Genomic DNA, 21701 nt, shown 5'->3' on the forward strand with positions numbered 1-21701 from the left:
AACAATATGTTATTAAAATTATCCTTAACTGGAATTAAGAGTCGCTTTAAAGATTATCTAATCTTGTTATCAGGACTCATTATGGCTTCAGCAATCTTTTACATGTTTGAAGCATTAGCAACTAATCAAGAATTTATTAAACAAAATGCGACGATAAAATTTGCAGCAATGATTTTCCAAGTAGGTTCTGTACTACTTGCAATTATTACACTGTTTTATATTATCTATGCGAATACATTTTTAATGAGCATGCGTCAAAGAGATTATGGGATGTTCATGATGCTAGGCGCTAAAAAGCGTAAGATTGGGCGCTTAATTTTCACTGAAACTTTAATTATTGGCTTAATTGCAACAGCTGTTGGTATTTTAGTTGGTATTGGACTGACATATGGCGTTAGCCAATTTTTAGTAGATAAAATGGATCTTGCACCGCATTCTTTTCAAGCTTTTTATTTCCCAGCAATCCTAATAACAATGCTTTTCTTCGTTATTCTTTTCATGATTGCTGCTATATTTAATCGACAAAGCTTGTTAAGAACGCCTATCTTAAAATTATTAAATGAAGCAGAACAACCACAAGGTAAAAAGCTAAAATCTTATAATATCTTAATTCAAAGTATCTTAGGATTAGGTTTAATTGCAAGTGGCTATTATTTATTAAGTCATTTAGCACTGTTTCAAATGGCTGGATTTATTGGGTCAGTCGTAACAATTTTGATTGGGACATTTTTAATTTTCAATTCATTATTTAGTGGATTGGTTCAATTATTAAAACGTAATAAGGGATTTTCTGAAAAGCAATTAAATACCTTTTTATTAGGGCAACTTAGCTTTCGATTAGGTTCATTAAATCGGGTTCTAACAATGGTTGCGATGTTATTTGCACTAGCATTAGGCGCAATAACTGTTGGGATGGGATTCTCTGGTGTGGTTGATCAAACAGCTACTTCTACTTCCCCATATGATGTTGTTGTCCAAAATCCATCAACAAAAGAGAAAAAATTACTTAGTCAATTGACTGATAAAAAAGAGTCCATTTATGAAGCAAAAAAAGTTGGTTCTGTCCGTTATTTTAAAAAATCTGACTTTGTGAAATCACCATTGTACACGCTTGATTTCACGGAAACGGGAACGGCTACCGGTAAATTTATTAAAGTTGACCCTGCCAAAATGACAGCTAAAAATGAGGATAATCTATGGGGAAATGCTGTTAGAACTACATTGGAATCCCCTGATATGTTAAATCCAGTACTTGTCTCTGACGCATCATTTTCAGCTGTTTCGGCGAAGACACAACGTATCCATACTGTTAGGTTAGCATCATTTAAAGATAATAAAGAAATCTTAAAAGCATTGAGCGAAGAAATACCTAAAAATCAGTTAGATAATTCATCTTATTTTATGAATAAGTATGTCGTATATCAGTTGGCTAACGGCATTTATGGCGGATTAGAATTCATTGGATTCTTCTTAGGCGTTGCGATGTTGGCAATGTTAGCAAGTGTTCTTATGTTTAAAATATTGTCTAGTGCGGCAACGGATAAAAAACGATATGATTTATTGAACCAATTAGGCGCTAAGCAACGACTAATGAAAAAATCAATTAGGCGCGAAATTGGCATCTTATTCTTCTTACCTGGAATTGTCGGTGTAATCCACGTTTTATTCGGACTACAAATGTTCAAGGAATTAATTCCAGATCCATATTCACATATAACGATTCCATTTATTATTTTTGCAGTTCTCTATTTGGGATATTATTGGGTAACAGTTACCTTATATAAAGGGATGGTATTAAAAAAATAAAAAAGAGGTGAATATTCAGTTTTTAAAACTGAGTATTCACCTCTCTTTATTTAGATGGGTTGTTCGCCAAAATTACCATAATAGCTAACTTCAATTGTATCGTGATGAACGATTAATTTAGTGACGCTACCATTTTTAGGACTAGATGATATATCAATATTAGGTGCGTATCGTGAAACGATACTTCTAATTGCTGTCCCGTGACCAACTAATAGAACGTTGTCATTATTATTTTGGTTAGTGCGTAAAAAATCAAAAGCATGATCATAGCGATTCCAAAATTCTTGGTCATTTTCAGCTAAATTAAAAGGGTCAGCACTTTTTATGAAATCACGTGAGTCTTCGATGGAATATTTTTCAAGAATATCATTGAAGGTTTGACAATTAAAAGGTGTACCAACTGTTTGCATAACAGCTGCAGTATCTTGGCCTTCAAATGAGCCATAATATTCTTCTCTAAAAAGTGCTGTTTCAATTGGTGTTAACTGTGCATTTTCTTCAACATTCGTTTCACTTAAAATATGGCTTAGTGTTTTTTTTGTACGCATTGTGTCACTTCGATAAATGGCATTAAATGATTTATCGCGTAAAAGTTTTCCTGAATGGGTGGCATCGTTGATTCCCTTATCTGTAAGTGGAGAGTCACACCAGCCTTGCATTCTCTGGAAAGAGTTAAAAAAAGTTTGGCCATGACGAACCATATAAACGGTAAATGACATATGAAATCCTTTCATAAATAAATATTTAATTTGTAAATAAAAAAGGTACTTAGAGCTGTCTGGTTTTTGATGAATAGTCTCACTTAATGCATTAATTTTAGAAAAAGAAAAGACTTTTATTTTATTTAATCCAATGTATACTAAATAAACGGAGAATTAAAATATGAGATTATTTATGACTACTAGTAAGATGATACCGAATGAGATATTAATTACAAGTCTAAATCTAATTGTTTTAACTGCATAAATTGTATTAACTATTCAAGAAGGAGTGTTTATTATTTTGATTACGTTGGCTGGTATTATTGGTTCAGGAAAATCTAGTATGACAAAAATTTTATCTGAAGAACTTGGGGTAGAGGCTTTTTACGAACCTGTTACAGATAACCCGGTATTACCTTTATTTTACAAAGGTAACGAAATCGCTGCAAAAAAACGTGAAGCAGGGGATAAGGAAGCAACAAATCCCTACGCTTACTTATTACAAACTTTCTTTTTGAATCGTCGTTTCAGAATGATTAAAGCAGCAATGCAAGAAGATAATAATGTTCTTGATCGTTCAATTTATGAAGATGCTATTTTTATGAAGATGAATACAGAAATGGGTAATGCCACAACTGTTGAATATAACATCTATCAAGATTTATTAGAAAATATGCTTGAAGAGTTACCTTATGCTGCACATAAAAAATCACCCGATTTGATGGTTATGATTAAAGTTTCTTATGAAACAATGGTTAATCGTATTCAAAAACGTGGCCGTGATTATGAACAAATTGAAACTGACCACTCATTGGTTGAATACTATAAAACATTACTTCGCTATTATGAAGATTGGGAAAAAGAATATGACGTTTCTGAATTTTTAGTTATTGATGGCGATAAATACGATTTTGTTGAAAATGAAGCTGATCGTAATATTGTTTTAAATATTATTGAAGATAAATTACAAGAATTAGGTAATTTATCTGAAAAAGAAGTTATCGATTACAAGACACAACGTAAATCAATTTAAACTAAAAGGAGTAACCAATTTTAAAAATTGGTTACTCCTTTTTTATTTAGATTTTATCATCATCGTGATGATTGAAATATTCAACTTTAACTGAATTGTCATCAACGATTAACTTAGTTACACTACCGTTTTTAGGGCTCATTGTAATATCAATTTCGGGTGCAAAATGAGAAACGATACTTCTGATTGTTGTCCCATGACTGACAACTAAAACGTTATCGCCATCTTTAGCATCTTTACGCAATAAATCAAAACCTTTATTACGACGTGCCCAAAAATCGGCATCGTCTTCAGCATCATGGAAAGGATCGATTTCTTTGAAGAAGTCACGTGCCTCTTCAATTGAAAATTTTTGCAAAATCTCAGTGAAATTAGCAGCGCCATGTGGCTTACCAACAACAAACCAAGCTTGAGAAGAATCGGCACCTTCATAGTAACCATAGCCTTGCTCTCTAAGAAACTCAGATGTTGTAACAATTAAATCTGAAGAGTTTTCATTTTCAGATAAAATGTAGTTAGCTGTACGATTTGCGCGGGTTGTATCACTACTGTATGCATTAGCAAACTGAATTTGTGATAATTTTTTTCCAGTAGTGTGGCCGTCGTTAATGCCTTTTTCTGTAAGTGGTGAATCGGACCAACCTTGCATCCGATTATATTTATTGAAAATGGTTTGACCATGGCGAACGAGATAGACTGTAAATGGCATGAGAACCTCCTGAAGTTTATGTGATAGCCCCATTATACGCTAAAGAAAACGATTATTCTAAAAAGCTTATCCTAGAATTTAGCATCAAGTTTTTTTCTAAGTAAAAATTTCGTAAGTTGTACTAACCCAGCTAAGACCACTGGAAGTAATGCTATCCCGGCAATTGAAAGGAAAATAATAGAAAAATGATCCTTAACAAATGGAATTGCGCCGAAGTAGTAACCGACGCCACTTCCAATGGCTACCCAAAGTGAGACGCCAATTAAGTTGAAAATACTAAAATGTCTGTAATTCATTTGAATAGTACCAGAAATAAGTGGCACAAAAGTTCTAATTAATGGGATAAAGCGTCCAAATACGACTGTTTTTGCACCATGTTTTTTGAAAAAACTTTTGGCGATTTCCATCTTTTCAGGGGGGATTCTTTTTTTAAAGAAAGGTAATTTATTTAAATGTCGACCAATTTCAAAATTCACGGCATCTCCAGAGAGTGCGGCAAAAAAGAATATTGGGACTAATACCCGAATATCAATGGTATCTGTTGAGTAGGCGGCAATGGAACTAGTGAAAAAGAGTAGCGACTCACCAGGTAGAAAAGGAAAAACAACAAGACCTGTTTCGGCAAAGATAAGTACAAAAAGAATTAAGTAACTCCAGTTACCTAAAGTCTGGAAAAGAGGTCCTAAATAATTTTCGAAATGGGTGAAGAAAAACCAAGCTTGTTCGAACATTGTCAGGCCCTCCAATCGTTTTAGTCTTACTCATTATATTAAACTGAAATTAAAAAAAAGGCTATTATTTTAACTGATATTTAGCTTTTATTAAGATTTGTCTCACTATAAGAGGTCACCAGTGTTAAACAGGTTTCGATACTGGTATACTAGATATATTAAATTTTTGGAGGTCAATATGACTAGACACACTTTAATTGCAGGAATGACAACTTTAATTGGTCTAATTATTGGGATTGTGATAAGTAAAATTGCTGTCGCAACATTAATTGGATTAGCTGTTGGAATCGTAGTTGACCAATTCCTACCAAATAAGAAATAAGTTCAATTAGTTGCCTATTTGAGTTGATTATAAAAAAATGATACACTATTAGGCCTAATAAAATCATGTAAAGTGGGGTATTGAGAAATGGCTGATGAAATTAAAATCGAAGAACAAGCACATCTTGATGATGTTATTGTTAAAATAAAAGATGCTGAAGTTAAACGTCAAAATGAAATAAAGTACGCTGAAAGTGAAGCACGATCGATTAATGGCGAATTTACAAGTGATGTTCATATCAATACGACAACATACACTGGAATGATTGATACAGCAATGTCTGTTCGTCAGCAACAACAGTTATTAGCTGAACGTGAAACGAGTTGGAAAAACGCAACTTCTCGTTTAGACATTTTAAAGAAATTAGAAAAGAAACCTTATTTTGCACGTTTAAACATTCAAGAAGGAACTAATAAAAAAGAAACAATCTATATTGGCTTGGGCTCTTTTGCTGATCGACCTGAACACTTTATGGTTTATGATTGGCGTGCACCCATATCGAGTGTTTATTACGATGGCGGACTAGGTGATGTCACTTACCAAACTCCTGATGGTGATCAAACAGTAGATGTTTCATTGAAACGTCAATTCGTAATTGAAGATGGCCAAATTGAAACGATATTTGATACTGATGAAGCTGTTGGTGATCAGATGTTATTAGACGTCTTGAATGATTCTGCTGATACAAAGATGAAGAGTATCGTAACGACGATTCAGAAGGAACAAAATCAAATTATTCGAGATGTAAAAGCTGAATTATTATTTGTTCAAGGTGCAGCTGGTTCGGGTAAAACCTCAGCTGTATTACAACGTGTGGCTTACTTGCTGTACCGTTACCGCGGTAATTTAACAGCTAGTCAAGTTGTTTTATTCTCACCTAATCAATTATTTAATGATTATATTGATCAAGTGTTGCCAGAACTTGGTGAACAAAATATGGTTCAAATGACTTATTTCCAATATGCATCAAGACGTTTACCAAATATGCAAGTTGAAACGTTACAAGAACGCTTTGAAGAAGACAATGCGCCTGCTAAAAAACGTATTCAAGTTCTGAAAAATAGTTTGGCATTCTTTAATGCCTCAACTGCTTATTCAGAACATTTGGAACAAGCAGACATGAAGTTCAGAGATATTAAATTCAATAATGAAGTCTTTATTTCAAAAGATAAAATAAAAGGTATCTACTATAAATATAATGAAAATTATCATTTACGGACAAGATTAGAAGCAACACGTGAATCATTAGTTAAATTATTGAATCGTCGAATTGAAGCTGAGGCTAAGTTAGAATGGGTTGAAAAAGCAATTCAAGATATGTCTAAAGAACAATTGAATGATTTGTATGGAGACCAAGACCGCGAATTTGCAAGCGGTGATAAAGAAATGCGTTTCTTAACGCGTACTTTAGTTATGCGCCAATTTACAAGTGTGCACAGAGCAATTGTGCGCAATCGATTCTTAAATATCAGTTCACAATATGTGAACTTTTTACACAATGTGCCTAAGTATCTTAATTTGAGTGACTATAATGTTACTGTAGAAGAATGGCAAGCAGATGTGGCTGAAGTTGTGTCACGTTTAAAAAATCGTCAAATATCGATGCATGACGTTACGCCATACTTATACTTATTTGATCGTATGACGGGTAAGCATGGTGAAACAGATGTCCGTTACGTCTTTATTGATGAAATTCAAGACTACACGGCATTTCAATTAGCTTTCTTGAAGGAAGGGTTCCCAAGAGCTAAGTTTACACTGCTTGGTGATTTAAACCAGGCTATTTTCACAAAAGAAAATAGTAAGAGTTTACTATCAGAATTGGGACATTTATTCCCAGCTGATAAAACCAAAGTCGTGCAATTGACGAAATCATATCGTTCAACACAACAAATCACAGATTTCACAAAAGAAGTGTTGATAAATGGTGAATCAGTGACGTCATTTAACCGACAAGGTGACTTACCCACAATGACTGTGGATAATAATTCTGATAAATTAGTTCACGATTTAGAAAAACAAGTACAACAAAATGTGGATGATCATCTAACAACGGCAATCATCGCTAAATCATTAGCTGAATGTACAGAATTGTATGAACAATTACAAGCCGAGGGCGTGCCAGTTACATTGATTAAAACGGAAAATCAACGTTTGGCCGATGGAACGATTATTGTGCCAGCTTTCCTAGCTAAAGGTTTGGAATTTGATGCGGTTGTTATGTGGGGCGCTTCAAAGATTAACTATCATGAAGAAGACGAGCGTCAATTAGTTTATACGATTTGTTCAAGAGCAATGCATCGACTAACTGTTTATGCTGAAAAAGAATTATCACCATTATTTGACCATGTTTCAAAAAGTTTATATAGTTTAAAATAAGCTATGGAAGAAATGACCTATTGCGGAAACTGATAGGTCATTTTTATTAGAGGATTGTTAAAATGGATAAACAAATGAATTATTATAAAATTCCAAGGGATGAATGGCGTGGCTTTTATAAAACGAAACAGATTGATTTGTCACAACAAAAATTGAATGAAATTCAATCTGTTAATGATAAGATATCAGTTCAAGATGTGCAGGAAATTTACATGCCATTGGTTCATTTATTAAATATGACATTGTTGGGTAAGCAAGATTTGCAATCAAAAAAAGCAGATTTTCTAGGAATTAAAGATCAAAAATGGCCTTTTGTGATTGGAATTACGGGTAGTGTTGCAGTGGGTAAAAGTACAACGGCACGTTTGTTGCAATTATTACTCACAGCGTTATACCCAACAAAAAAGGTTCAAGCAATTACAACGGATGGCTTTTTATATCCTAATGAAACACTAATTCACCAGAATATCTTGGACCGTAAAGGTTTTCCAGAAAGTTATGACATGGAAAAACTAATTCTATTTTTAAACGACGTGAAAAGTGGTCTGAAAACTGAAGCACCAGTATATTCACATGATAGTTATGATATTGTACCTGGAATGGTACAAACAATTAATCAACCAGATATTTTGATTGTTGAAGGGATTAATGTTTTACAATTACCAAGTAACCAACAATTGTATGTTAGTGATTTCTTTGATTATTCAATTTATGTTGATGCTGATGCTGACTTAATTGAAAAATGGTATTTGGAACGTTTTGGTGTTCTTTTGAACACCTCTTTTCAGAAACCTGGAAATTACTATTATGATTATGCGATTGGTAACCACGATGAAGCATTTAAGTTGGCACGTAATGTCTGGAAAACCGTGAATTTAAAGAACTTACAAGAGTTCATTTTACCAACCAGAAATCGTGCTGATCTTATTTTAGAGAAGACAGATGAGCATCGAATTAATACCGTTTATTTACGCAAATATTAGAAAATAGAGATATTTTCACAGATTTTCATGAAAATTAAATCAAACGATTGACCAAGTGGGTTTCAATCAGTAGAATAGACGTAATAAGAAACTAAAAAATATGAAGAGGTGACTATTTTTGGCCAACGTTAGCATGCAAGATTTCGACAAAATTATCGTTCTTGATTTTGGTAGTCAATATAATCAATTAATTACTCGTCGTGTACGTGAATTCGGAATTTATTCTGAATTGTTATCACACAAGATTAGTGCAGCCGAAATAAAAGAGATTGCCCCTAAAGGTATCATTTTTTCTGGTGGCCCAAATAGTGTTTATGATGAAGATGCACTCAGAGTAGATCCTGAAATCTTTGAATTAGGTATTCCTATCTTAGGTATCTGTTACGGTATGCAACTAATGGCATATACAATGCCAGGTGGTAAAGTTGAAAGTGCAGATAACAAAGAATATGGTAAGGCTGAAATTGAGGTTACTAATCCAGAAGGAACTTTATTCAAAGGATTACCAGCTGAACAAACAGTTTGGATGAGTCATGGTGACTTAGTAACAGAAGTTCCTGATGGTTTTACATCAGTTGCAACTTCTGTTAACTGTCCTATTTCTGCAATGCAAAATCTTGATAAGAAATTCTATGGCCTTCAATTCCATACTGAAGTTCGCAACACTGAATTTGGGGATGACATTTTACGTCGTTTCGCATTTGATGTTTGTGAAGCTGAAAGTAACTGGTCAATGGCTGATTTTATTGATTTACAAATTGCTAAAATCCGCGAAACTGTTGGTGATAAAAAAGTCCTTCTTGGTTTATCAGGTGGGGTTGATTCTTCAGTTGTTGGTGTTTTATTGCACAAAGCAATTGGTAACCAACTAACAAGTATTTTCGTTGATCATGGTTTACTTCGTAAAAATGAAGCTGATCAAGTTATGGAAATGCTTGGCGGTAAATTTGGCTTGAATATCATTAAAGTTGATGCTCAAGAACGTTTCTTAGGTAAATTAGAAGGAATTTCTGATCCTGAAACGAAACGTAAAACAATTGGTAATGAATTCATCCGTGTCTTTGATGATGAAGCTACTAAGTTAAAAGGAATTGACTTCTTGGCTCAAGGAACACTTTACACTGATGTGATTGAATCTGGGACAGATACTGCCCAAACAATTAAATCTCATCATAATGTTGGTGGCCTTCCTGATGATATGCAATTTAGCTTAATCGAACCATTGCGAACATTATTCAAAGATGAAGTTCGTGAACTTGGCGAAAAAATGGGTATGAGTGAAGAATTAGTATGGCGTCAACCATTCCCAGGCCCTGGTCTTGGAATTCGTGTTCTTGGTGAAATTACTGAAGAAAAATTAACAATCGTTAGAGATAGTGATTTAATTTTACGTGAAGAAATTAAAAATGCTGGTCTTGATCGTGAAATCTGGCAATACTTTACTGTCTTACCGGGCATTAGAAGTGTTGGTGTGATGGGCGATGGACGTACTTATGACTACACAGTTGGTATCCGTGGTGTTACTTCAATTGATGGTATGACTGCTGATTTTGCTAGAATCCCTTGGGATGTCTTACAAAAAATCTCAGTCCGTATTGTAAACGAAGTCGCACATGTTAACCGCATCGTGTATGATATTACGAGCAAGCCGCCTTCAACAATCGAATGGGAATAGCGATGTAGGCCAATTTGAGCTAGAAAGAGTGATACAGAGGCATTTTGGATTTGCTCAAGGCAGCTCAAACTCCGCCAACTCCGCCAAAAAAATATGGTGCTCCGCCGAAACTCCGCCTAATTATGGTGGACAATCAATCGAAAACTCATTTAAGACTGCTAGAACTTACTTGGTTCTGGTGGCCTTTTTTAGTCTGGCGGAAAAATGAACTTGCGAGAATACACAGTAGAGTGCTTGGTATTTATGGGCTTAGGATATATAATTAAATAAGTTATTAATACTGTGGGGGGAAAGGCATTGGAGTCAGAAAATTTTGAATTACTGGAAAACACAGATATTACAACTTTCTTGATTGACCGACCGTGGATAACTTACCGAACAAATGCAGATCTTGACGCTCTGGGATCCAGATTTGGTTCTCCAAATCCAGAAGGTTCAAACAGATTACGCCGAATGAGTTCGATAATCAGTGCAACTCATGCAAATGATCGAACGGCTTCTTTATTATCGTTTCTATTTTCACCAGCACAGTTGCGACCGGTGATTAATGAGTATCTTTCTGGAAGTCAGTTTTCGCAACTGAAGGAAATTGATAACTTTATTCTGGAAGGCCTTACTGGTGATGAATCTAAGGACATCCTGATTGTAGCAGACGCAATTAAGCAGCGCGTAATCAGAGAGATAAACGCCATTCTTCTCTACAGCAACTTAAAACTCGTATCTAGTGGTAATTCGTGGGAAATTATCGCAGCAGATGAGAATGTAAAAGTCCTCGTGCCGATCAAGAGGATCAATTCAGGATACATTTCAGAGTTGTTGGCGCAGGGACAAGATGACTTGCAGGATAATGATTTTGACAGCGTAGTTACAAAGGCTAGAACACTTATCGAAGAGGTGTTTCTTCAAATATTGTCCGATAACGACGTAAAGTGTAAGCGTAATGGCGATATTGGTCAATATCGTAATTTGGTGGTTAAAACATTGGGAATGAGACCTTCTCGGGAGTGGAATCCACGTATTACGAAAATGATTAGTCACTTAAATGGAATCACCGATTTAATCGCAGAAATGCGCAATAAAGATGGCGATGCACATGCTAGCAATGAACGAGTAAAAATTCAGGCAGCAGAGGCGGAACTACTACTCAATACGTCTGTTAGTCTGGCTACCTACTATCTCAGAGTCAATGACAGACATGTACAGAGATAAAATAATAAATTGGAGTAATGAACGTGAAAAAGCAAACAAACAGTAACCTTCATGTATCACGTGCTGGAAAAACAGATGAGTTTTATACTAATATTTCAATGATTGAAAACGAGCTACGCCATTATCGTGAGTATTTCAAGGATAAGGTTGTGTTTTGTAATTGTGATGATCCAGCCATCAGTAATTTCTGGAAATACTTTCAGATTAACTTTTACATGTTAGGCCTAAAAAAACTAATATCTACGCACTATGAATCCGACAAACCCAGTTATAAATTGGAAATAATTAGACAAGATGACAAGATTGGACAACTTGCATTTTTACCGGATTACGTTGAAACACCACTAACTGGAGATGGCGATTTTCGAAGTCCGGAAGCAATTCAGTTACTTAAAGAAGCCGATATTGTCGTAACCAATCCCCCTTTCAGTCTATTTACTGATTACATCGCACAGTTAAGAGCTTTTCACAAAACATTCCTAGTGATTGGTAATCTCAACGCAATTACCTATAAAGAGGTACTGCCTTTAATTATGGCCAACGAAATTTGGCTAGGGTACAATTCTGGACACTTTTGGTTTAAGGTACCTGAAAGCTATGAGGCGAAGAAAACGGATTTCAAGATTGATGAAAATGGACAAAAATGGCGGAGAATGGGAAACATTTGCTGGTATACCAACTTAGATACGACACAACGTCACGAAAAGCTGACAATCTTCAAGAACTATTCTCCAGAGATATATCCAAAATATGATAACTATGATGCCATTGAGGTATCCCGTGTTGCGGATATTCCTTGTGACTACTTTGGTGTCATTGGTGTGCCAATTACTTACATGACGCGGTACAATCCAGATCAGTTTGAAATTGTTGATGTAAAAAGTTCAGGGCTTTTGTTGACTAAAAAAGATGGCACCGTTAAATCAATGTACAAGAGAGTGTTAATTCGCAACAAGGGAGGCCAAACGCATGCAAATTGAGAAAAAGGATATTCCAGTAAGCCAAATCGTAAACGGATATGTAGATTCCGATGAAGATGGTGTATATGGATATGACGGAAAATTAAATATTCGTCCGGCCTTTCAGCGTGAATTCGTCTACAAACCTAAGCAACGTGATGAAGTTATTAATACCGTCCGCAAGGGGTTCCCACTGAATGTTATGTATTGGGTTGTTGCAGAAGATGGACACTATGAAATTTTAGATGGACAGCAGCGAACAATCTCAATATGTCAATTTGTACAGGGTGATTACTCCATCAATTTCCAGTACTTTCACACGCTCACACAGGAAGAACAGCAGCAAATATTGGACTATCCTCTGACGGTTTATATTTGTACTGGTACAGATCGAGAAAAATTGGATTGGTTCAAAGTGATCAATACTGTTGGGGAACAGCTTACTGCACAAGAACTTAGAAATGCAATCTATACGGGGCCATGGTTGACAGATGCCAAGAAGTACTTTTCGAAATCACAGTGTCCCGCATATCAGATTGGCGGCGACTATTTAAATGGTTCTGCTATTCGACAAGACTTTTTGGAAACCACACTCAAGTGGATCTCGTCGAAACAGGATATTGAGCTTGAGGAGTACATGGCGCAGCACCAGCACGATGAAACGGCAATCGAACTGTGGCTATACTTTCAAAACGTAATTAATTGGACAACCTCTATTTTTCCTAACTATCGTAAGCTGATGAAGGGGATTGAATGGGGGTTTCTATACGATACTTATCATGAGAATACGTATAATCCGGCTACGCTCGAAGCTAGAGTTAGCGAGCTGATAGAGGACGAGGATGTTACCAAGCAGAAGGGGATATTTGAGTACGTGCTTGGCGGGCCAGAGCGCGTATTATCAATTCGGGCATTTAAGCCTAAGGACAAGCGAGCAGCATACGCAAAACAGAATGGAATCTGTCCGGTATGCGGCAAGCATTTTGAGTACGACGAGATGGAGGGCGATCATATTACTCCTTGGTCTCAAGGTGGGCATACAGTACTCTCCAATTTGCAAATGCTGTGCAAAGACGACAATCGAAAAAAATCCGGAGTATAATGCCAAGGAGCTAATATGGTACGAATAGATATGAGCACTGTAGCCGCGAGGGAAAAAGCATTCGGCGAATATGGAGATACGGTCTGGTTTATCTACAGGGTGTTTTCAGAAAGACTCAAGCGGCGTATGAAGGAGCAGGGCGTATCCAAATATCAAACTGCTGGGTTCAAGAATGCAAAAGAGTATAATGAGGCTCCAAGTTACCAACACGAAGTAAGTTATTCGATGGTTGACTCCATAACCGCACCTATTCCCCGATTGGATACGCGTCAGAATCCTTATCTAGTGCCTTCTTCCAAGTACTATCTACGATTTGTAGATACCTTGAATTTTAAGGATGTGTATGAGTGCATTTGGGGGTCTAATTATGAAATTAGAAACTATCTGCCTAATGTATTTGAGTCAGTGTGTAATGAAGCGCAATTCCAAAATAACCGACTAGGTAGCCTTATTAATGATATAAAGCAGACACAGCCTCTTAGGATTCCGAACAATACGATTCAACAAATATATGAAGGAATAAAAAGCGACTTGCTGAATGAGTGGGACAAATTCACAAGAGTTCGGAATCAAGAAACGAAAATAGCGACAGTAATTGACTTCGAAAGTAGTGCTGATAACGAAAGCATTGCCGCAGGAATCCCACTAATAGATAAGATTGATTCTGGCGGTGTCTCGAGAGAAGGGTTAGGTGAGGTTCTCGAACTTAAGCAACTTGGTGAACCATTAAAAAGATTTGTTGATTATCGGGTAACACCGCTGATAATGAATCGGTTTCTCCAACAAATATCAAAATAGTCACTTAGGGCGAAGTTTTAAAAACTTCGCCTTTTTTGATACACATCTTTTCCGATACGTCAATACCCGGTTTTTCGGGTGTCAAGACATTGGCGAAGCCTGATATATATATTGGGCGTAATTGAAGATAAGATGTAGTCAATCAAAGGCCTTTGATAAAAGTTAGTCTATTAAAACTGTGTTGGATGTTTATCCAGAAAAGGAGAAATGCATGAAACTAGCCAAGGTCAAACTTTCAGAAGTTGAAATTAGCAACGTTGAGAAGCCAAAAGCAGCTCGCGTGGTATCGGTATCAAAAAGTCCGCGCTACGCAGATAACGGTGATCCAATCAACGGATCGGTCGCAAAGGTAGTATGCCACATAGTAGATGCTGAACTTGCCAAAACATTGGAGAAATCTGGCGACGGGGTAGAGGACTTAAAGACGTATGCACTGGAACTTGTTGGGGATGAGAAGGATCTGCTGGAAATTTCTGAGGCAGAACTTTTGGGCACAGAGATTGAATTGAAAGACGCCAAGGTAATGCTTAAGTGGAGCGCGGGGCGTACTAGTGGCTGGCGTGACGTGAAGCTTGTTATGAATATTAGCGATGGGAAGTAGGCGTAGGTATGAGTGAAAAAAAGAAGCTATCTGTTTGGGCGTACTTGAATGAAGCTCAATATTGTCTCACGAACCGTGACGCATTCGATGTTAAAAGAATTGAGTCTTTGATTGCAGCTGCGTACAGAATTTTTACCGGCCAGCAAGTAGGAGACTTTGAAGAGGAGTTCTTGAATGATAAAAAACGCAAGGGAAACAATTAGCAGATTTTTGCCAGTCTCTACGCATACTGCGAAGCTGAGCATCTATGAATCCATTGATGAGGTTGATCAACGCAAGCAGGTACGGTCAAGATTATTGTTTAAGGTCTGGGCATGTGTTACAGTGCTAATCATTCTCTGGAGCTGCGCTAAGTGGACGTGGGCTAAAATAATTGGCCAAAAATCGGAATTAGATCTATGGCCAATTATCCTGATGCTTGGACTACTTGGAGTAGTTGTGTCTCTTGCTGGGGCTTGGAGATATCTCCACAGTAGATATTCGCCAGTTGAACGTTGGAAGATGGAACGTTTGCTTTGGCAATTTTCGGAAAACGTTAATTTGATTAAGCAAGGCGTGACTGGCCATGTCGCATACGTAAGATGGGGATATGTGGTCTCGAATGATGAAGTTAAGATCACGCTACTAACGGGTGGCCGTGTCAGCTCGGATTTCGAAGCGGATATTGGACGCCGCCTGGTTGCATTCCTCACCAAGGAGACGACAGCTTACTGGGAAATTCGTGATAAGAAGTCTGGAAACGGCATTATCGAAATTAACCTAACTCACAATAAGGATGAGCGAATTACAATCAACCGTTTGGACGCGTTGCAGACAAGCGAAAAGATCAATATTCAATTGACTGGCAGAATGTCGCTAACATCTAAACAGCCGATGGGGTTGATAGTCGGTCCAACAGGAACGGGGAAAACTAGTTTGCTAAAGGGCCTGATTATATCCTTCTTGGTAAATAATCCCGATAATGTCGTGTATACGATCGATGGTAAGGCAGCGTTCTTGGGTCAGTCGATGAAGCGTATTGGTAAGGTTGCCATGAATACGGAAGAGGCAATTCAGCTCGTTGACGAATTGTGCAAAATCATGGATCAGCGATACAAGGAGCTAAATGCAGATCCCGATGATGAGCGGGATATTACGCATTGCGAAAAATTTCATCAGGGTACGATTCTCCTTGTTGTCGATGAGCTACTGTCGCTGGTTGCAAACATGAAGGCTGAGGATCAGCAGAGGAAAACAGCCGACAAACTATATCCCCAATTCAACGCCAAACTGTTGTCCTTGATTACAAAGGGACGGCAGAGTTCTATCTCGGTTATTGTAGCGGGGCAAATGATGCCTGCGTCTGCGCTCCCAACAGAGGCCAGGAGTTCGCTAGGGATGCGGATCAGCTTAGGTAGAACGTCGCCTCAGCAAGCTCAGGAGGTGTTTGGAGAGAGTCACCATGATTTACCGTTAATTGATGCAAAAGAATTTGGTGGTGTCATTTGGCTGGATGGTTTGAATTGGGATGGGCCAAAAGCATTTTTACCGCCAAAATATGATGAAGATAAACTGCCGTTTAAAGCAACACTTACAATGCTTGCTGGTAGGCGTGGCGGTGGCGGAACGCCACAAGCTGCGACTGCCAGCGAGGACTTGCCTGTTACTTGACATACAGGCAAGATAAGCTGAAAAAATGAGCAAGAATAGCGGTGAGTATGAGTACAACGCCAAAGTTATTACATTTGAAGATCATATCGAAATTGTGAAATATGGCGTGCCAAGGGTTCACAAATCTCCAAAATTATTGAAAAATCCAGAGTCGAATATGCCTATAAATGTGTCATATAGTGATGAAACCCAACTCGTGCAGCAGGCATTTAGGATTAAGAGAAAGGTGAAATACTATCTAGAGGCAAATTCGTTCAATTTGTTTTGGACGCTTACGTTTGATGACTCGAAGGTGAATGCAAAGAACTATGAGTATGCACGAAGGCGGCTGCGTGCTTGGTTGAAGTATCAGCGCGAAAAGTTCGGTAGGTTTGACTACCTATTTATTCCTGAACTTCATCCTTCATCGGGTAGAATTCATTTTCATGGCGTTACTGGCGGACTTGCCCCACCTTTAACGCCTGCACGTTACCCCAAGAGTCAGCGGCTAATTAAGAAAAAGGGATTGCAGATATACAATGCAGATAGCTGGGAAAAGGGTTTTAGTACGGTAAGCCATATTGCCGACAAGCGTAAGGCAGCTAACTATATTACCAAATATATAACTAAAGAACTTCTACAAATACCGCACGCATATCATCAACCACGGTACTTTGTGAGCCATGGACTAAAGCAGCCGACTGTGGATTACTGGGATCTAGATGAAAGTTATTTCGCAATTTTTAGACCGAATTTTGTTGTTGGGCACTTGGACAGCCCAGATAGTGCGCTGGAAACAGATGTAGCAATTTACCAGATTGATATTACGAGCGATGGCAAGTTAGCGCAGGACAACGATATAAAGACCGTCTGGAAACTAAAAAATACGGTCGATTTTGGGAATGGAGGAGGCCCTTGAATGGAAAACAACACGGTTACGAAGAAAGACCTGATATCGCTTGGTTATCGTGAGAATACTGCTGCTGAATTAATTAGACAAGCAAAGCGGAGCATGGTACAACAAGGATATGAGTTTTATACCAATCGGCGCCTAGGTCGGGTACCGGTTGCAGCGGTTGAGGCAATTATTGGAGCATCCATTCGAAAGGATGCAGACGATGCCAAAGACTAAGTTCGCTGGTGTATACAGTGGCCAAAATGGCCGCTACTACTATGATATACAGTTGGGGGTGGATGAAAGTACCGGAAAAAGAATCCGGAAAAAGAGTCAAAAAGACGCGGATGGCCAGTTGTTCAAGTCAGCGACTGCTGCGCACAGGGAAGTTGTACGACTGAAAGCAGAATTTGATCGCGAGAGCGGCCATACCGTCTATGCGTTAACCTATGGCGTGTACATGCGAAAATCGTATATTCCTGCATACCAAGCTAGCGTACAAAAAGAAACGTTTGAAACGCGTAAGACTTCATTAAACGTCTTCGTACAAAAATTTGGAGATATAGAATTACGAAAGCTAGATGTTAGGCAGGTTCAGGGCTTTAGGAACTGGCTGCTTACAGATGCTGGTTACTCACAGAGCTATGCAAGTTTGGTCTTTGGTATGTTTCGTAAATCGCTGGATTTTGCGGTTGAGATGAATTACTTACCTAGTAATGTGTCAAAGCGTGTTAAGGCGATACCTAAGGGACGTGCTACGGTGCCGTATTGGACTAAGAGTGAGTTTCAAGCTGTACTAAACCAGATTTGTACTAGCGACTACTACGAACACCTGAACTTTGTCATGCTGTATGTTTACTTTATGACGGGTGTTCGTGTTAATGAGGGGATGGCGCTACAATGGGCGGACGTGGACTTCACGCATGCACAATTACGCGTTACTCACATGCTGGTAATCAAGACCAAACAAAATTGGGAACGGCATGACTACACTAAAACTGATAGCGGTTTGAGAACTATCTCCATAGATCGGGATACTTTGAAGGTGCTCCGTGTTTGGAAAAAACGTCAAACTCAGAATGGTTTTGGTAAGCAGGATGATTTTGTCTTTAGCTATGACGGAAGCCCGATGCTGAAATCAACGCTCATGCGGATAATCCATCGGTACGCCAAGTTGGCCAATGTTCACCCGATACAAGGGAAAGGACTTCGGCATAGTCATGCTAGTTACTTGATTAATGAGTTCAATGTATCAGTGCTTGTTCTGTCTAAACGGCTGGGGCACTCATCCCCGGAAATTACGTTAAGGCACTATGCGCACATGTATGTTGGTGCAGATAAGGAACTAGCACAGATGATGTCAGGTCATATAACCTATGCAGCACCAAAGGAATCTAAGGTGAAGTTTAATGGTAATCAGACTGTTGCTCCGCCGCAGCTCCGCCAATGAATAATAAACTGGCATAAATGCCGTTGTAACAACGATTGTAATCGACCGTTATAATTGAATGGGAATAAGCTTAAAAATGATAATCCTTTAGTATAAGGATTATTTTTTTTGCATGAAAGTAATCACAATCGTTTAAATAATTTTGAATCCTTGATTTAATGATGGATAATGATAAGCTAACAGTAAGATTGATATAAAAGGAGATTAACTATGATTTGGTTATGGATACATTTGATTACTTGGGTTGTGATAGCGGTTCTAGTGGCGCTCACAATTTTTACAAATACTAATACAAAAATTTATCAAATGATTACGAGACTGGGATATTTGATTTCAATTGCTAGTGGTATTATGTTGCTAGGGTACGCATGGCAAGGAAATCCAATTTTAACGGCCATTAAATTAGTTGTTGCCTTAATATTTATTGGACTAACTGAAATGACCTTTGCACGAAAAAATAAAAAGCAATTAAATAAAAGTATCATCTACGCGGTAGGCATCTGTTGCCTATGTGTGGGTGTTTTAGGATTAATGCTCGCAGGTGGAAGACCTTTTATTTAGACAATAAAATACTACATAATATTTAGGCGAAAATCTAAGTATTATGCGGTGTTTTTATTTTAAACAATTTAAATAAAATGCATTTAATCGATATAATTCTATTTGCTGAGCACTCTAACTTGACTGTGACGTAACAAGATAGTATATATTTATGTATATTGTAAATGTATAAAAAATACTTAATGGGGGTTAATTATTATGAAATCAGTTGTTGTAAAAAAATCAGGTGGCCCAGAAGTACTGGAAATTGTCGAACGCTCAATTCCAAATCCAACTCAAAATAAAACAGTTATAAAGATTCATGCTTTTCCAGTACACCGTTATGAGGTGCTAACTAGAGAAGGTGGATCACCTTCAGTTAAATTTCCGAGAGTAATAGGTGTTGAAGCTGTTGGTGAGGTCTATGAGCCTTCACAGGAAAGTAACTTAGAAAAAGGACAAAAGGTCGTAATTTTTATGGGTGGCCTTGGGCGTGAATTTGATGGTAGTTATCAAGAATATGCTTTAGTTCCTGATAATATCATTTATCCTGTAACATTCAATGGAACTTGGATAGAGTTAGCCAGTTATCCTGAAACTTTCTATACTGCTTTTGGGGCTTTAAAAGCAACACGATTTAAGGAAGGTCAATCTTTATTAATTCGTGGTGGAACTACTGGAGTTGGAATGGCTGCGTTATTGTTAGGAAAGGGATTTGGACTTTCTGTATCTAGTACAACAAGGCAAAACAACCGTAAAGAGTTGCTATATACTTTAGGAGCTAATGAAGTCATATTAGATCAAGATAATCATATTGAAACAAGTAACAAATTTGATGTGATAATTGACGTGGTAGGTACTACAACTGTAGAGGATTCCTTAGCACATCTTAAAACAGGAGGGTTTTACACGTTAGTTGGTCAATTGAGTGGGGAATGGTTATGGAAAGACTTTGACCCGTTCATCAACTTGGCGAATAAGTACGCGACAGTTTTTGATTCATCTAATGTTGATAGTTCTATGGTTAATGAGTTGTTTAATATTATTAATGAAAAACAGTTTCACTTTCCGATTTCTAAAGTTTTTAAACTAGATGATATTCAAGACGCTCATCGCTATTTGATGGAAAAAGACCGTCCAATCGGACAGGTTATTGTTACTAACGACTAGAGTGTCAGATTGAATTATTTAACTAATCTAAAAAAGTAGTTTCTAAGTTTCCAATATTTGGGTTCACTTCACATCTTTAGGTAACTTGTCTTCGGTATTAAACCGGAGGAAGGTTGCCTAATTTTTTTTCTTGTCTATTCAATCTTTTCATTCAAAATGGCAAACTCAAGCCAGCCGTATTTTGAGGAACCAGTTTTAATAAGGGTGTCGCCAGAATTAAGCTGCCATAAATAGTCTGCGGTTTTTAACTTATTTTTTTGACAGAATGATTTTAGTTTAGTTAATCCTTGATGGATACCAGCTTCATTGTTTTCCACTAAAATACATGCGTAATTACCTGCATGTTTTTCCATGATTGGGATAAAAACGTCATGATCATCTGTAAGTTTTTCTTTGATAACTCTAAAAGACGCTTCAGCGTAACCGATTGGATTATCAACAGCCAATGTTGTAAAAAATCCAGATTGTGTTGTATCCATAACAGCTAATGCGTCTAATTGTTTATAGAATTCTGAAAATAATTGAGCGACTTCTTCCTCAGTACAACCTACGGATTGACGAGAACACCAAAAAATTGTTTTCATTCGGTTTTCTATCTTGGGCTGATATAGGGTAGTGTCCTTAGTAACAGATTGTTCTTCAATTTTTTTGTTGATAACATTTTTAATTTTAACTAATTCGTCAATCTTTTTATCAATTTTACCTTGAGCATTCAGTAATTGAGGTGTTGGTACGCCTTTTGAATGGATTTTAATTTCCTTGATATCAGCTACTGAAATATCTAAACTACGTAAACCAAGTATAAATAGCAAATCGTATAATTGGTCATAATCATAATAACGATAACCAGATTCGTTTTTTTGGGCAGGTTTAAAAATATTTTCTTGGTCATAAAAGATTAATGTACGGCGAGTTGTGTTAGCTAATTTGGCCATCTCACTTATTTTTAACATATAAGGCTCCTTTATTGTCTGTAACGTAACGGTACAGTGTATGATTAAGTATAACA

The 21701-nt window shown here is 37.2% G+C and carries 22 protein-coding genes; 18 read left to right on the forward strand and 4 right to left on the reverse strand.

What is annotated here, in order from left to right:
- Positions 1 to 6 precede the first annotated feature (6 nt).
- On the forward strand, positions 7 to 1806 hold the full coding sequence (locus tag AC1RPW_RS01385; RefSeq protein WP_481760918.1) for an ABC transporter permease: 1800 nt from the start codon (positions 7 to 9) through the stop codon (positions 1804 to 1806).
- A 50-nt stretch (positions 1807 to 1856) separates the two neighbouring features.
- Here the strand turns inward: AC1RPW_RS01385 and AC1RPW_RS01390 are convergent, their stop codons facing one another.
- Positions 1857 to 2540 carry a histidine phosphatase family protein gene (locus AC1RPW_RS01390; RefSeq protein ID WP_481760917.1) on the reverse strand — a complete coding sequence of 228 codons (684 nt, stop codon included), beginning with the start codon at positions 2538 to 2540 and terminating at the stop codon, positions 1857 to 1859.
- 268 nt (positions 2541 to 2808) lie between these two features.
- Between AC1RPW_RS01390 and AC1RPW_RS01395 the strand changes: the two genes are divergently transcribed.
- Positions 2809 to 3540 carry a deoxynucleoside kinase gene (locus AC1RPW_RS01395; protein WP_481760916.1) on the forward strand — a complete coding sequence of 244 codons (732 nt, stop codon included), beginning with the start codon at positions 2809 to 2811 and terminating at the stop codon, positions 3538 to 3540.
- A gap of 46 nt (positions 3541 to 3586) precedes the next feature.
- On the opposite strand, the gene AC1RPW_RS01400 is transcribed toward AC1RPW_RS01395, so the two are convergent.
- Together AC1RPW_RS01400 and AC1RPW_RS01405 are read right to left on the reverse strand one after the other, a co-directional pair.
- A complete protein-coding gene (locus tag AC1RPW_RS01400; protein ID WP_481760915.1) occupies positions 3587 to 4249 on the reverse strand; it encodes a histidine phosphatase family protein in 663 nt (220 codons plus the stop codon).
- 71 nt (positions 4250 to 4320) lie between these two features.
- Complete coding sequence (locus AC1RPW_RS01405) at positions 4321 to 4980, reverse strand: VTT domain-containing protein (protein ID WP_481760914.1); 660 nt, start codon at positions 4978 to 4980, stop codon at positions 4321 to 4323.
- Between the two features lie 178 nt (positions 4981 to 5158).
- Here AC1RPW_RS01405 and AC1RPW_RS01410 point away from each other — a divergent pair, with 178 nt between their 5' ends.
- From AC1RPW_RS01410 to AC1RPW_RS01485, 16 genes are all read left to right on the forward strand, one after another.
- Positions 5159 to 5302: a hypothetical protein gene (locus AC1RPW_RS01410; protein ID WP_481760913.1), complete on the forward strand. Its 144-nt coding sequence runs from the start codon at positions 5159 to 5161 to the stop codon at positions 5300 to 5302.
- A gap of 87 nt (positions 5303 to 5389) precedes the next feature.
- Complete coding sequence (gene helD, locus AC1RPW_RS01415) at positions 5390 to 7681, forward strand: RNA polymerase recycling motor HelD (protein ID WP_481760912.1); 2292 nt, start codon at positions 5390 to 5392, stop codon at positions 7679 to 7681.
- Between the two features lie 62 nt (positions 7682 to 7743).
- Positions 7744 to 8664: a type I pantothenate kinase gene (gene coaA, locus AC1RPW_RS01420; RefSeq protein WP_481760911.1), complete on the forward strand. Its 921-nt coding sequence runs from the start codon at positions 7744 to 7746 to the stop codon at positions 8662 to 8664.
- 133 nt (positions 8665 to 8797) lie between these two features.
- Entirely contained in the window at positions 8798 to 10339 is a 1542-nt protein-coding gene (guaA, locus tag AC1RPW_RS01425; RefSeq protein ID WP_481761138.1) for a glutamine-hydrolyzing GMP synthase, read from the forward strand.
- Between the two features lie 297 nt (positions 10340 to 10636).
- Positions 10637 to 11548 (forward strand): abortive infection family protein, encoded by a 912-nt coding sequence (locus AC1RPW_RS01430; RefSeq protein ID WP_481760910.1) that lies wholly within the window; start codon positions 10637 to 10639, stop codon positions 11546 to 11548.
- A 17-nt stretch (positions 11549 to 11565) separates the two neighbouring features.
- Complete coding sequence (locus tag AC1RPW_RS01435; RefSeq protein WP_481760909.1) at positions 11566 to 12528, forward strand: adenine-specific methyltransferase EcoRI family protein; 963 nt, start codon at positions 11566 to 11568, stop codon at positions 12526 to 12528.
- Positions 12518 to 13609, forward strand: coding sequence for a GmrSD restriction endonuclease domain-containing protein (locus AC1RPW_RS01440; protein ID WP_003588255.1), 1092 nt, complete (start codon positions 12518 to 12520; stop codon positions 13607 to 13609). The genes AC1RPW_RS01435 and AC1RPW_RS01440 overlap by 11 nt, the downstream gene beginning before the upstream one ends.
- 15 nt (positions 13610 to 13624) lie before the next feature.
- Positions 13625 to 14407, forward strand: a complete 783-nt coding sequence (locus AC1RPW_RS01445) for a hypothetical protein (RefSeq protein ID WP_481760908.1) — start codon at positions 13625 to 13627, stop codon at positions 14405 to 14407.
- A 211-nt stretch (positions 14408 to 14618) separates the two neighbouring features.
- On the forward strand, positions 14619 to 15008 hold the full coding sequence (locus tag AC1RPW_RS01450) for a hypothetical protein (protein ID WP_481760907.1): 390 nt from the start codon (positions 14619 to 14621) through the stop codon (positions 15006 to 15008).
- Positions 15009 to 15016: 8 nt separating this feature from the next.
- Positions 15017 to 15211: a hypothetical protein gene (locus AC1RPW_RS01455; RefSeq protein ID WP_481760906.1), complete on the forward strand. Its 195-nt coding sequence runs from the start codon at positions 15017 to 15019 to the stop codon at positions 15209 to 15211.
- Positions 15183 to 16658 carry an FtsK/SpoIIIE domain-containing protein gene (locus tag AC1RPW_RS01460; RefSeq protein ID WP_481760905.1) on the forward strand — a complete coding sequence of 492 codons (1476 nt, stop codon included), beginning with the start codon at positions 15183 to 15185 and terminating at the stop codon, positions 16656 to 16658. Before AC1RPW_RS01455 ends, AC1RPW_RS01460 begins: the two co-directional genes overlap by 29 nt.
- Positions 16659 to 16683: 25 nt before the next feature.
- Positions 16684 to 17556 carry a rolling circle replication-associated protein gene (locus AC1RPW_RS01465; protein ID WP_481760904.1) on the forward strand — a complete coding sequence of 291 codons (873 nt, stop codon included), beginning with the start codon at positions 16684 to 16686 and terminating at the stop codon, positions 17554 to 17556.
- On the forward strand, positions 17557 to 17769 hold the full coding sequence (locus tag AC1RPW_RS01470; RefSeq protein ID WP_003599276.1) for a DUF3173 domain-containing protein: 213 nt from the start codon (positions 17557 to 17559) through the stop codon (positions 17767 to 17769).
- Entirely contained in the window at positions 17756 to 18982 is a 1227-nt protein-coding gene (locus AC1RPW_RS01475; RefSeq protein ID WP_481760903.1) for a tyrosine-type recombinase/integrase, read from the forward strand. The genes AC1RPW_RS01470 and AC1RPW_RS01475 overlap by 14 nt, the downstream gene beginning before the upstream one ends.
- A 210-nt stretch (positions 18983 to 19192) precedes the next feature.
- Complete coding sequence (locus AC1RPW_RS01480; protein WP_409021639.1) at positions 19193 to 19543, forward strand: YisL family protein; 351 nt, start codon at positions 19193 to 19195, stop codon at positions 19541 to 19543.
- A 198-nt stretch (positions 19544 to 19741) separates the two neighbouring features.
- Positions 19742 to 20692 carry a zinc-binding dehydrogenase gene (locus AC1RPW_RS01485; protein WP_481760902.1) on the forward strand — a complete coding sequence of 317 codons (951 nt, stop codon included), beginning with the start codon at positions 19742 to 19744 and terminating at the stop codon, positions 20690 to 20692.
- 134 nt (positions 20693 to 20826) lie between these two features.
- On the opposite strand, the gene AC1RPW_RS01490 is transcribed toward AC1RPW_RS01485, so the two are convergent.
- Positions 20827 to 21645, reverse strand: a complete 819-nt coding sequence (locus AC1RPW_RS01490) for a MerR family transcriptional regulator (RefSeq protein ID WP_481760901.1) — start codon at positions 21643 to 21645, stop codon at positions 20827 to 20829.
- Positions 21646 to 21701: the final 56 nt, after the last annotated feature.

The organism is Dellaglioa sp. CoH-55-MRSF-8 (assembly GCF_056782195.1).

Coding starts and splice junctions, on each gene's coding strand:
- AC1RPW_RS01385 (WP_481760918.1), top strand. CDS start 7: ATGTTATTAAAATTATCCTTAACTGGAATTAAGAGTCGCTTTAAAGAT.
- AC1RPW_RS01390 (WP_481760917.1), bottom strand. CDS start 2,540: ATGAAAGGATTTCATATGTCATTTACCGTTTATATGGTTCGTCATGGC.
- AC1RPW_RS01400 (WP_481760915.1), bottom strand. CDS start 4,249: ATGCCATTTACAGTCTATCTCGTTCGCCATGGTCAAACCATTTTCAAT.
- AC1RPW_RS01405 (WP_481760914.1), bottom strand. CDS start 4,980: ATGTTCGAACAAGCTTGGTTTTTCTTCACCCATTTCGAAAATTATTTA.
- AC1RPW_RS01410 (WP_481760913.1), top strand. CDS start 5,159: ATGACTAGACACACTTTAATTGCAGGAATGACAACTTTAATTGGTCTA.
- helD (WP_481760912.1), top strand. CDS start 5,390: ATGGCTGATGAAATTAAAATCGAAGAACAAGCACATCTTGATGATGTT.
- coaA (WP_481760911.1), top strand. CDS start 7,744: ATGGATAAACAAATGAATTATTATAAAATTCCAAGGGATGAATGGCGT.
- guaA (WP_481761138.1), top strand. CDS start 8,798: ATGCAAGATTTCGACAAAATTATCGTTCTTGATTTTGGTAGTCAATAT.
- AC1RPW_RS01435 (WP_481760909.1), top strand. CDS start 11,566: ATGAACGTGAAAAAGCAAACAAACAGTAACCTTCATGTATCACGTGCT.
- AC1RPW_RS01440 (WP_003588255.1), top strand. CDS start 12,518: ATGCAAATTGAGAAAAAGGATATTCCAGTAAGCCAAATCGTAAACGGA.
- AC1RPW_RS01445 (WP_481760908.1), top strand. CDS start 13,625: ATGGTACGAATAGATATGAGCACTGTAGCCGCGAGGGAAAAAGCATTC.
- AC1RPW_RS01450 (WP_481760907.1), top strand. CDS start 14,619: ATGAAACTAGCCAAGGTCAAACTTTCAGAAGTTGAAATTAGCAACGTT.
- AC1RPW_RS01455 (WP_481760906.1), top strand. CDS start 15,017: ATGAGTGAAAAAAAGAAGCTATCTGTTTGGGCGTACTTGAATGAAGCT.
- AC1RPW_RS01460 (WP_481760905.1), top strand. CDS start 15,183: ATGATAAAAAACGCAAGGGAAACAATTAGCAGATTTTTGCCAGTCTCT.
- AC1RPW_RS01465 (WP_481760904.1), top strand. CDS start 16,684: ATGAGCAAGAATAGCGGTGAGTATGAGTACAACGCCAAAGTTATTACA.
- AC1RPW_RS01470 (WP_003599276.1), top strand. CDS start 17,557: ATGGAAAACAACACGGTTACGAAGAAAGACCTGATATCGCTTGGTTAT.
- AC1RPW_RS01475 (WP_481760903.1), top strand. CDS start 17,756: ATGCCAAAGACTAAGTTCGCTGGTGTATACAGTGGCCAAAATGGCCGC.
- AC1RPW_RS01480 (WP_409021639.1), top strand. CDS start 19,193: ATGATTTGGTTATGGATACATTTGATTACTTGGGTTGTGATAGCGGTT.
- AC1RPW_RS01485 (WP_481760902.1), top strand. CDS start 19,742: ATGAAATCAGTTGTTGTAAAAAAATCAGGTGGCCCAGAAGTACTGGAA.
- AC1RPW_RS01490 (WP_481760901.1), bottom strand. CDS start 21,645: ATGTTAAAAATAAGTGAGATGGCCAAATTAGCTAACACAACTCGCCGT.